This window comes from Actinomycetota bacterium, from assembly GCA_040754375.1.
GTDB lineage: Bacteria > Actinomycetota > Acidimicrobiia > Acidimicrobiales > AC-14 > JBFMCT01.
The window spans coordinates 25,473-36,223 of record JBFMCT010000033.1 but is presented as its reverse complement, the minus strand read 5'-3'; the positions used below and the strand labels follow the sequence as shown (position 1 = coordinate 36,223).

The following is a 10,751-nucleotide window of genomic DNA, read 5'->3' as shown; positions in this document are numbered from 1 at the left end:
GCCCGCACCCGCGGTGGCCGCCCCGCCCTCGCCCCCGTTGCCGCCCGCGCCCCCGACGACGCCCGCGACGGCGGCCCCGGCCGGCCCGGCCAGAGCCACGGCCTCGCCCCCGGCCCCGCCGCTGCCGGCCGTGACCAGCGCGTCGCTGAAGTTGGACGCGTCGCCCGTGGCCCCGGTCGTCGACGCCGAACCCGAGTGCGCCCCCGAGGCGGCCGTCGCCGTCGCGCCCCCGGTGGCAGTGGCGTCGCCGGTCGTGCCCGTCGCCCCCGACGCTCCCGAGGTGGCGGCACCCTGGCGGCCGGAAGAGGCCTCTCCCGTCGAGCCGCTGGCCCCCGAGGGGCCGGAGACAGCCGTGGGCGCCGAAGTGGACGTGGCCGTGGCCCCACCCGTGCTGGCCGTGTTGGTGGCCGACGACTGGGCGTCGGACGGCCCCGAGGCCCCCGACCGGGCGTCCGGGCTGCCGAAGTCGGCCCGGGCCGAGCCCCCTGCGCCCCCACCGGCGGCCGACGACGTGATCGACGCGCCGCCCACGGCCACCGGGTCCCCCGCAGCCTGGCCGCCCGCCGCCCCGGCCCCGCCCTCGCCGCCGGTGGCCTGGCCGCCCCCGGCCCCGGCCCCGCCAGCACCCCCGACAGCGATGCCGCCTTCGCTCCCGCTCCCGCCCGCGCCGCCCGTCCCGCCGACGGCCACCACCGAGCCGGCGTCCTGGCCGGCCGCGACCACCGCGCCCGATGCGCCGCCCGCACCTCCGTCGCCGCCGAAACCGCCTGCTCCTGTCCCTCCTTCGCCACCCGCGCCGCCCGCCCCGCCGGCGGCTGCCCCGCCCGGACCGCCCGAGCCGCCACTGCCGGCGGACACGGTGCTGGCGGCCGTCCCCCCGCCCGCGCTGATGGCGTCGGCCGACCCGCCCGCGCCCCCGGCCCCGCCGACCACGGTGGCGATCGTCAGGTTGGCAGCCACCCCGGTGTCACCCGAGGACGAGCCCGAGACGCTGTCCGCCCCCGAGGACGCGGCCGCCGCGGCCGTCCCCGTGGCCCGGGCCTCGCCCGTGGCCCCCGAGGCGCCGGAGGGGCCCGAGGTGGCCGGTCCACCGGTGGCCGTGGCCGTGCCATTGGTGGCCGTGTTCGACGCCGTGGGGGCCGAGGTGGCGGCGCCGGTCGCCCCGGTGGCGCCCGACGGGCCCGAAGTGGCGTTCGGCGCCGAGGTGGCGGCCGCCGTGGCCGCCCCCGTGGCCCCCGTGTTGGTCGAGCTCGATCGGGCCGCGGAGGCTCCCGACTCGCCCGAGCGGGCCGACGGGGCGGCGGTGAGGCTGGCCGCCCCGCCAGCCCCCCCGCCCGCCTCGCCGGTCGCTGTGCTGGTGCCGCCGGTGGCCGTCGGGTTGCCCGAGGCGGTCCCCCCTACGCCCCCGGCCCCCCCGTTCCCTCCAGCGCCAGCTCCGCCGGCGCCGCCGGCGCCGCCTTGGCCGCCGATGCCGAAGCCGCCGCCCGCCCCGGCCCCGCCGTCACCCCCGGTCCCCCCCAGGGCCACGGCGTCGGCCATGTCGGCCACGGCCGTGACGTCACCGGTGCTGCCCCCGGGCCCGCCCGCCCCGCCCGGGCCACCCAGGCCCGTGCCGCCAGTACCGCCGGCCCCACCCGGCCCGCCCGTGGCTGCCCCGCCCTGGCCACCGGCTCCGCCGGCCCCGGCCGACACCGTGGCGAGGGCGTCACCGCCCGGGCCGGCCACGGGCTGGGCCGAGCCGCCGTCCCCGCCGGAGCCGGCCACGACGTTCATGAAAGAGGTGTTGGTGGCCGAGCCCGTGGCCCCCGACTCCGACGCCGAGCCGGCGTGGGCACCGGTGGACGCTCGGGCAGTGGCCTCGCCCTCGGCGATGGCGTCGCCCGTGGTCCCCGACCCACCCGAGGGGCCCGACGTGGCCGCCCCGCCGGTCGCGCTGGCCGTGCCCAGCACCCCCGTGTTGGTGGCCGTCGGGCCGGCGGTGGCCGCCCCGGTGGCGCCCGTGGCCCCCGAAGGGCCCGAGGTGGCCGTCGGGCTGGAGACGGCGGTGGACCAGGCCGCGCCCGTCTCGCCCGTGTTCGTGGCCGAGGACTGGGCGTCGGAGGCACCCGAGCGGCCCGAGGCGGCGTGGGGCCCGTCGAGCACGATCGACGCCGCCCCGCCGGCGCCGCCCGCCGCCGAGCCGGAAGCCACGCTGGTCCCGCCCGTGGCCGCCGGGCTGCCCGAGGCCGCGCCACCCTCGCCGCCCGCCGCGCCGTCGCCCCCCGTGGCCGGCCCGCCCTCGCCTCCGGTCCCGCCTTCGCCCCCGAGGCCCAGGCCCCCGGCGCCGCCTGCGCCACCTGCGCCCCCGAGGCCGCCGACGGCCGTGCCGTCGACCGAGGTGACCGCTCCTGCCCCGCCACCGTCACCCCCCGCGCCGCCCGGGCCGCCGAACCCGTCACCGCCGGCGCCGCCGCCCGCCCCCGTGCCCCCGGTGGCGGCCCCGCCCGCGCCTGCGGTCCCCCCGGCGCCGCCCGCCACCTCGGCGATGGCGGCCCCGCCGCCCGCGGCCACAGGGGCAGCCCAGCCTCCGCTGCCCCCGGTGCCGCCGGCCACGGTTGCGAACGTTTCGTTGCTGGCCTCGCCGCTGGCACCCGACAGGGCCGTCGACTCGGCGGTCGCGCCCGTGGACGCGTTCGAGATGGCCGAACCGATGGCCGTGGCACTGCCTGTGGCCCCGCTGTCGCCCGAGGGGCCCGAGGTGGCGTCCCCGCCTGTGGCCGAGGCCGAGCCGAGCACGCCCGAGTTGGCAGCCGTGGGGCTGGCATCGGCGTCACCGGTGGCGCCCGTGCCGCCCGAACGTCCGCTCTGGGCCACAGGGCTGGAGCTCGACGACGACGACGCCGCCCCCGTGGCCGCGGTGTTGGAGGCGCTGGACTGGCCGGTCGCGGCCCCCGAGGCCCCGGTGGTGGCCACCGGCGCCGCGCTGAACGACGCCGCCCCGCCCGCCCCGCCGTCAGCCGTGCCGCTGGCGATGGACGCCCCGCCCCGGGCCACCGGGCTGCCCGAGGCCGTACCCCCGGCGCCGCCCGCCGACCCGTTGCCGGCCGTGGCCCCGGCCCCGGCCCCGCCCGCCCCGCCCGGTGCGCCGAACCCGTCCCCGCCCAGGCCGCCGGGGCCGCCGGGGCCGCCCACGCCGCCGATGGCGATGTCCCCCACGACCGGGCCGGCCGTCCCTCCCGTTCCTCCGGGCGCGCCGGGGTTGCCCAGGCCGAAGCCTCCGGCCCCCGCCGCCCCACCCGCTCCGCCGGCCATGGCCCCGCCCACGCCGCCGCTGCCCCCGAGGCCGCCCATGACGGTGGCCGCGGCCGAGCCCCCGGGGCCGGCCACCGGCAGGGCCGTGCCCCCGGCCCCACCCGCTCCGCCGGTGACCACCACGTCGGTGAAGTTGGACGCCGCGCCGGTCGTGCCTGAAAGAGAGGTGGTGGCCGACTGGGCGCCGCTGTTGGCCGAGCTCTCGGCCTGGCCCCAGGCACTGGCCCCGCCTGTGGCCCCCGAGTTACCCGATGCCCCCGAGGCGGCGTCGCCGCCCGCGGCCGACACGTTGCCCAGGGGGGCGGAGTTGGTGGCCGACGGCGCCGAGGTCGTCGCCCCGGTGGCGCCCGTGGCCCCGGTGGCGCCCGACACCGACGACGGGCTGGAGGTGGCCGACGACACGGCGTCGCCCGTGGCCCCCGAGTTGGTGGAACTGGAATGGGCGGTGGACGCCCCCGAACTGCCGCTCACGGCCGTCGGGCCGTCGAGGGTGACCGTGGCCGCCCCGCCCATGCCGCCATTGGCGTCGGCCGTCGAGATGGAGGCCCCTCCCGTGGACGACGGGCTGGCACCCGAGGGCCCGATGGTGCCGAACACGGCCGCCGTGGCGTCCCCGCCCCCGGCGGTGGCCGGGCCGGCCGTGCCCCCCGTCCCGCCGTTGCCCCCGAGGGCGCCGACCGAGGACGTGTTGGTGGCCGAACCCGTGGTGCCCGAGGCCGCGCCCGAGCCCGACGTCGAACCGGAGTTGCCCTTGCCCAGGGCGGAGCCCAGGGTGGCCACCGGCCCGCTGGAGCTGGCTGGTCCCTGGCCGGCCGTGGTGCCGTGGGCGTTGGCCCCCGTCGGGGTCACCTTGCCGGCGGCCGCGTCGGCTGGGCCGGGCGCCACCGGGGCCGTGGGCAGGGCCGGGGCGACCGGGGCCCCGGGGCCGCCGAGGGGGGTCAGCCCCGAGCCGTTGGGCCCACCCGCCGGCCCAGCCGGGTTGTTGTGGTTGGCCCCACTGTTGTTCGTAGTGGTGCTGGCGGTAGGTGCCGGGCCCCCGGGCGCCACCAAGCCGCCGAACCCCGTCGGCCCCCCGGTGGCGGCCTGGCCGCTGGCTGCCCCCCCTCCGTGGCCGGGAGGGCCGGCGGCCGTGCCCGCCCCGCCGAAGGGGCTGCCGCCGGAGTCGGCCGAACTGGAGACCATGCTCACCGGCCGGTTGTTGACGGGGGCGATCCCGAGCACGCCGGTGTTGACCGCGAAGGGGTTGGACGCCCCGCCCGCCGGGGCCCCGCCCGTGCCGCCCGAGCTACCCGAGGTGGCACTGGGGCTGGCGATGGCCGTGGAGACGGCGTTGCCCGTGGCCCCACTGTTGGAGGCCGACGACTGGGCCGTGGCCGCCCCGCTGCTACCCGACTGGGCCGTGGGGCTGAGGACCACGCTGGCCGCCCCGCCCGCCCCGCCGTTGGCCGTGGCCGCCCCGATGCTCGCCCCGCCGGTGGAGGTCGACGAACCGGGCACGACGGCGCCGGTCACGTTGTTGGAGGCCGCCCCGCCCGGCCCGGCCACGGGCGAGGCCGTGCCCCCGGCGCCCCCGTCGCCCCCGACGACCACGCCGTTGATGGTGTTGGACGCGTTCCCGGTGGCCCCCGACTGCGACGACGCCGACGAGCTCGAACCCGAGTTGGCGCTGCTGCTGGCGTTGGCGCTGGCCGAGGCCGGGCCGGTGGCGGCGCTGGTCGCTTGGGGTGAAGCGCCCGCGTTGGCCGTGGCCGAAGGGGTGGTGCCGGTCGTGGTGTTGGCCAGGGTCGTGCCCGTCGTGGGGGTGTTGGCGGGCTCCGAGGTGGCTACCGCCGGGCCGGCCCCGAGGAAGACGAGAAGGGTGCACAGCACGGCCCCCACCAGCGCCGTCAGGTCCCGGAAGACGGACTGCGGCGGCCGGGAGATAGGGGTGAACAGGACCGGAGCGGCCTTGGGGCTCACAGGCGGCCGGGGGACCACGCCGTCCCGCCCCCCGGGGCGAAGGTGGCGCCCATCACCGCAGACCCGGGCGGGGCGCGGCGGGCGACGTGGCCCGCACCTCCCCGGCGGTTGTCTCCGTTGTGGTCATGGGCCCCGCTCGATCCTCCACAAGGTTGGTGCGGGCGCGCGACACGTCCCGCGAAGCAGGCGAGGTCTACCACCGGGCCCCAGGGGGAGCAAGCACCTGTTGGTGCCGCGCCCCGCCCTACCCCCAACCCTCTACCTCCCGTTGACCAGCGACTTCGCAAAGTGTTGGAGTGATGGACCCAAAGGGAGGTACGTGCGTGGGCCCGGCAGGGATCGAACCTGCGACCGACGGATTATGAGTCCGCTGCTCTAACCACTGAGCTACGGGCCCCACGCCCCGCCATGTTCGCCCCCCGGGGCCGTCCCGGCAAGCAGACTGCTAACGTCGACGCCGATTCCGGGGTAGCTCAATTCGGCAGAGCAGCGGCCTGTTAAGCCGTTTGTTGTGGGTTCGAGTCCCACCCCCGGAGCGTGCCGGTTGGCATCCGTCCGAGGCGGGTACCCCCAGAACGATGAAGTACAAGCTCGCCTTCGGCGCCGGCTTCGCGGCCGGCTACTACCTGGGCGCCAAGGCCGGGCGCCCCCGCTACGACGAGATCAACCGCCGCCTCCGGGCGATAGCCGAGTCACCCCGGGCCCAGGCCCTGGCCGCCACGGTGCGCACGGCCGTCGACGAACAGTTGGGCAAAGCGACCGAGGCCGTGACCACCACGGTCAAGGCCAAGGTGGTCGAGACAGCCCGGGCCGCTCGGGACCACATCCCCGACAAGGTCCTCCCCCACCGCCCGCCGAGCAACGGGCACGCCGACGGTTCGCCCAACGGCACGGCCACCATCCCCCCGGCCGCCAACCCGGGCGGGGCCGCTCCCCCGCCGCCGGGCGGCCCTCACTCCTCGTCGAGGTAGTCGCGCAGCTTCTGGCTGCGCATGGGGTGGCGGAGCTTGGCCAGGGTCTTGGCCTCGATCTGGCGGATCCGCTCCCGGGTCACGCCGAACTCCCGGCCGACCTCCTCGAGGGTCCGCACCTGGCCGTCCTCAAGGCCGAAGCGCAGCCGGACGATCTTGCGCTCGCGGTCGGTGAGCTGCTCGAGGGCTTCGAGCACGGCCTCGGTGAGCATGGCCCGGGCGGCGGCTTCGGCCGGGGCCACGGCCTGCACGTCCTCGATGAAATCGCCGAGCTGGCTGTCGTCCTCCTGGCCCACCGGGGTCTCGAGCGACACCGGCTCCTGGGCGATGCGCTGGATCTCCCGCACCCGGGCGGGGGCCATGTTCACCTTGACGGCCAGCTCCTCGACCGTAGGTTCACGTCCAAGCTCCTGGAGTAGCTGACGCTGGACCCTCAATACAGAGTTGATGGTCTCGACCATGTGGACGGGGATGCGAATGGTGCGGGCCTGGTCGGCGATGGCCCTGGTGATGGCCTGGCGGATCCACCACGTGGCGTAGGTCGAGAACTTGAAGCCCTTGGTGTAGTCGAACTTCTCCACGGCCCGGATGAGCCCGAGGTTGCCCTCCTGGATGAGGTCGAGGAACATCAGCCCCCGGCCCATGTACCGCTTGGCGATCGACACCACCAGCCTGAGGTTGGCCTCGATCAGCAGACGCTTGGCCACCTCGCCGTCGGCCTTGAGGCGACGCAAGGCCCGCATCCGGGCGTCGGACGCCTGCGCCCCCAGGCCCTCCAGCAGCTCCTCGGCGGCCAGGAGGGTCTCGGCCTCCTGGCCGGCTTCGATGCGCCGGGCCAGCCCGACCTCCTGGGCGCCGTCGAGCAGGTCGACCTTGCCGATCTCTTTGAGATAGGTCCGCACCGGGTCAGCGGCCGCCCCGCCCACCCGGTTGGCTTCACGGGCGGCGGCCGCGGCGGCCGCGGCCGGCGACTGGCCGGTGCCCGAAGCCGGGGACGCCGTCGCCGGCCCGCCCCCAACCGCCCCGGCGCGCCCGGCCACGGTGCCGGCGGGCGCTGGGCCGGCCGGGTCATCGACGCCGCCGCCGCCATCGAGGCGGCCGCGGTCATCGAGGTCGTCGATCAGGCCGCCGCTGTCGGCGAGGCGGTCGCGGCCGCTGAGGCCGTCGAGGCGTTCGCCGTCGTCGATCAGGCCGTCGTCGGCATCGAGGCGGCCGCGCCCGTCGAGGCGATCCCGGTGATCGAGGTCGCCGACGAGACGGTCGCGGTCGTCGAGGCGGTCGCGGTCCCTGAGGTCGTCGAGGGGGTCGCGCCCGCCGGCCAGTGCCGGTCCGCCAACGTCGAGAGCCACTGCCCGGCCGGGCTCGTCCTCGCCCGCGTCGCCGGCGGGGACCTCGCCAGCCAGAACGGAGAGCCCCGGCCCCTCCTCGGCCGGAAGGGTCATCAGTAGCTCGACGGGGTCGGCCTCCTCGACGGACTCGTCGAGCTCGATGCCCTCGGCGGCCAGGCGGTGGCGCACGGTGTCGATCACGTCGGGGGTCAGCTCGACGTGGCGCAGCACGGCCATCACGTCGTCGAGCGACAGTGCCCGGCTCTGGCGGCCGGCCTCCAGCAGACGCCCGAAGTCCTCGGTGGGGACCCCTACCGGCACCGACAGCTCGACGTCGGCGCCAACTGGGCGGGCCTCGACCCCCGTCCTCTCGGCGTCGTCGCTCACTGGTCTGCGCTGGGGCGCTCTCCGGACTTCATGCTTCTCCCCCGGGCCGTTCTGCCAGCCAGCGTACCAACCGGTCGGTGGCTGCCGGCCTCGTCGCCGATTCGCCCAGCTCCTCGATGGTCGGCTTGAGCCAGGCGATCTCGGTGGTCGCCCCCCGGGCCTCGAGGTCGGCCAGCGCGGCCCGGGCCGCCTTGTCGGCCAGAGCGGCCAGCACGCCGTCTGGGTCGGGGTCGTCGTCTTCCACGGCCAGTCTCTGGAGCAGGGCGGCGGCCCCCGGCTCGGCTGCCTCGATGGCGTCGTGGAGGGTCTCGGACGAGGCCAGGGCTACATACGCCCGCCTCCCCACCCCGGGTTCGAACAGGGCCTCGTGCAACCGGTCGGCCACCTCCTCGGGACGGTGCACGGCCACCCGCAAGGCCTCGACCTCGGCCCGGTGCGGGTCACGGGCGCGCAGGAACGAGGCCGGCGGCGGCCCCCCGCCCGGCCGCGTACCCGGCGCCCCCCGTCCCCTCCGCCCCAGCCGGTCCCGCAGGCGGTCGGGGTCGATGCCCGTACGGTCGGCCACCACCATTACGTACTGGTCCCGCACCAGCTCGCTGGGGTGCTCGCCCACCACCGCCAGCGCGGCCTCGGCCGCCCGTGCCCGGCCCTCCACCGAGCGGACGTCGGCCGCCGCCAGCACCCGCCCCAGGCGGAACTCCAGGAACGGCCGGGCCTCGGCCACGGCCCCCTTCAGGGCCTCGGGGTCGCGCCGGGCCAGGTCGGCGGGGTCCTGGCCGGCGGGCAGGGCGGCCACGGCCACGTCGATGTCGAACTTGCGCTCCCACTCGTATACCCGCTCGGCGGCCGCCTGGCCGGCAGCGTCGGCGTCGTAGGCCAGCACCAGCCGGCGGGCGAAGTTCTTGAGCATCTGCACCTGCTCCTCGCCCAGGGCCGTCCCGCACGTGGCCACGGCCTGGCCCACCCCGGCCTGGTGCAGCCCGATCACGTCGGTGTAGCCCTCGCAGATCACGACCTCGCCGGCCGCCACGATGGCCCCCTTGGCCCAGTTCAGCCCGTAGAGCACCCGGCTCTTCTTGTAGAGGGCGGTCTCGGGGGAGTTGCGGTACTTGGGGCCGGGCCCCCCGGGCAGCGCCCGCCCCCCGAACCCCACCGGGTCGCCCTTGGAGTCGAAGATGGGGAACAGCAGCCGGCCCCGGAAGGCGGCCCCCAGCCCGGCGTCGCGCAGCACGTCGTCGGGCAGGCGCAGGGCCCGGCCCAGGGCGTCGCCCGACTGAGGCGCCCAGCCCAGCTTGTAGGCCCGCACCACCTCGCTGCCATAGCCTCGCTCGGCCCGCAGGTAGTGGCGGGCGGGTACGGCGTCGGGCGCCGACAGCAGGCGCTCGTGGTACCACTCCACGGCCCGGGCCAAAGCGTCGCGCAGCACGCCCAGCCGCTTGCGCTCGGCCGCGGCCGCGGGCGAGGCGTCGTCGTAGCGGATGCTGATCCCCGCCCGGGCGGCCAGCCGCTCCACGGCCTCGGCGAAGTCGAGGTGCTCCACCTCCCGCACGAAGGTGATCACGTCGCCCTTGGCCCCGCACCCGAAGCAGTAATACAGCCCCTCGGCCGCGTTGACCGAGAACGACGGCGACTTCTCGGCGTGGAACGGGCACAGCCCCTGGTAGCGCCGGCCCACCCGCTTCAGCGCGATGTGCTCCCCGGCGATGCCCGCCAGGTCCGACGCCGCCCTCACCCGGGCCACGTCCTCCTGCATTATCCCCATGGTTAGTGCCGGAGGGTACCCCGAGCTACCCGCTCGCCCCGTGTACGACCGACATCCGAGGCGGCTCGATCTCCCACTCGTCGAACCACACTCGCAGGCCCCGGCCGCGCAGGCGCGCGGCCAGGTCGGTCGCCACGGCGCGGTCCGCCGATGCGTAGCTCACGAACACGTCGTGGGTGAACGCCGCCATCGCAGCGCAAGCTACTCGTAAGGTCTGGCGGGAACCGCCGGCCCGGGGCCGATGTTGTTACGGGCGGAGCGAGACACAGACTGAGGAGCGTGATGTTCTTCCCGAGGCACAAGAGCGAGATGGTCATGGCCGAGCGGGCGCTGCCCGGCCGCAGCCGCCCGATGCCCATCACCGGCACCCACCTGGTGAACGGTCACCCCATCGAGCCGCCCTTCCCCGAGGGCCACGAGACGGCGGTGTTCGCCATGGGCTGCTTCTGGGGGGCGGAGCGCAAGTTCTGGCTGACCGAGGGGGTGTACACGACGGCCGTCGGCTACGCCGGCGGGTTCACGCCCAACCCCACCTACGAGGAGGTGTGCAGCGGGCGCACCGGGCACGCCGAGGTCGTGCTGGTCGTCTTCGACCCGGCCAAGGTGACCTACGACGACCTGCTGCGGGCCTTCTGGGAGGGCCACGACCCGACCCAGGGCATGCGCCAGGGCAACGACGTCGGCACCCAGTACCGCTCGGCCGTCTACACCTACGGCCCCGACCAGCAACGAGCGGCCGAGGCGTCGCGCGCCGCCTACCAGGAAAAGCTCACGGCCGCCGGTTTCGGCCAGGTCACCACCGAGGTCCGTCCCGCCCCCGCCTTCTACTACGCCGAGGACTACCACCAGCAGTACCTGGCCCGTAACCCGGGCGGCTACTGCGGCCTGGGCGGGACAGGTGTCAGCTGCCCTATCGGATTGGCCGCGGCCGAGTAGGTGACGACCGCGCTTCACGGCCGCCAGGTCTCCGCGGTTACCCAAGGCCGAGCTCGAAGCCGGCACTGACGGCGAGCGCCAGCTCTGGCTCTTGGTCGTCAGAGCAGGCCGATGGTG

At 76.9% G+C, this 10,751-nt stretch carries 6 protein-coding genes, 2 tRNA genes and 1 pseudogene; 3 read left to right on the top strand and 6 right to left on the bottom strand.

The window, feature by feature from the left end; genetic code table 11:
* Together AB1673_13245 and AB1673_13240 are read right to left on the bottom strand one after the other, a co-directional pair.
* Positions 1–5,250: hypothetical protein (locus tag AB1673_13245; GenBank protein ID MEW6154932.1), on the bottom strand; the 5,250-nt coding region annotated here is incomplete at its 3' end.
* Between the two features lie 324 nt (positions 5,251–5,574).
* A tRNA-Ile gene (locus AB1673_13240) sits at positions 5,575–5,647 on the bottom strand.
* 65 nt (positions 5,648–5,712) lie between these two features.
* On the opposite strand from AB1673_13240, the gene AB1673_13235 reads away from it, so the two are divergent.
* Both AB1673_13235 and AB1673_13230 read left to right on the top strand, forming a co-directional pair.
* A tRNA-Asn gene (locus AB1673_13235) sits at positions 5,713–5,786 on the top strand.
* 42 nt (positions 5,787–5,828) lie between these two features.
* The gene (locus tag AB1673_13230; protein ID MEW6154931.1) at positions 5,829–6,221 is read left to right on the top strand and encodes a hypothetical protein; all 393 of its coding nucleotides are present in this window, start codon (positions 5,829–5,831) and stop codon (positions 6,219–6,221) included.
* Here the strand turns inward: AB1673_13230 and rpoD are convergent.
* The 4 genes and pseudogenes from rpoD to AB1673_13210 all read right to left on the bottom strand — a co-directional run bounded on the left by rpoD (position 6,203) and on the right by AB1673_13210 (position 9,888).
* A complete protein-coding gene (rpoD, locus tag AB1673_13225) occupies positions 6,203–7,411 on the bottom strand; it encodes an RNA polymerase sigma factor RpoD (protein ID MEW6154930.1) in 1,209 nt (402 codons plus the stop codon). The two genes, AB1673_13230 and rpoD, sit on opposite strands and share 19 nt — an antisense overlap.
* Positions 7,412–7,681: 270 nt before the next feature.
* Positions 7,682–7,870 (bottom strand): annotated as a pseudogene (locus tag AB1673_13220) (RNA polymerase sigma factor region1.1 domain-containing protein).
* Between the two features lie 94 nt (positions 7,871–7,964).
* The gene (dnaG, locus tag AB1673_13215; protein MEW6154929.1) at positions 7,965–9,698 is read right to left on the bottom strand and encodes a DNA primase; all 1,734 of its coding nucleotides are present in this window, start codon (positions 9,696–9,698) and stop codon (positions 7,965–7,967) included.
* 25 nt (positions 9,699–9,723) lie between these two features.
* The gene (locus AB1673_13210) at positions 9,724–9,888 is read right to left on the bottom strand and encodes a toll/interleukin-1 receptor domain-containing protein (protein MEW6154928.1); all 165 of its coding nucleotides are present in this window, start codon (positions 9,886–9,888) and stop codon (positions 9,724–9,726) included.
* A gap of 92 nt (positions 9,889–9,980) precedes the next feature.
* On the opposite strand from AB1673_13210, the gene msrA reads away from it, so the two are divergent.
* Positions 9,981–10,634 (top strand): peptide-methionine (S)-S-oxide reductase MsrA, encoded by a 654-nt coding sequence (msrA, locus tag AB1673_13205; GenBank protein MEW6154927.1) that lies wholly within the window; start codon positions 9,981–9,983, stop codon positions 10,632–10,634.
* Positions 10,635–10,751 lie beyond the last annotated feature (117 nt).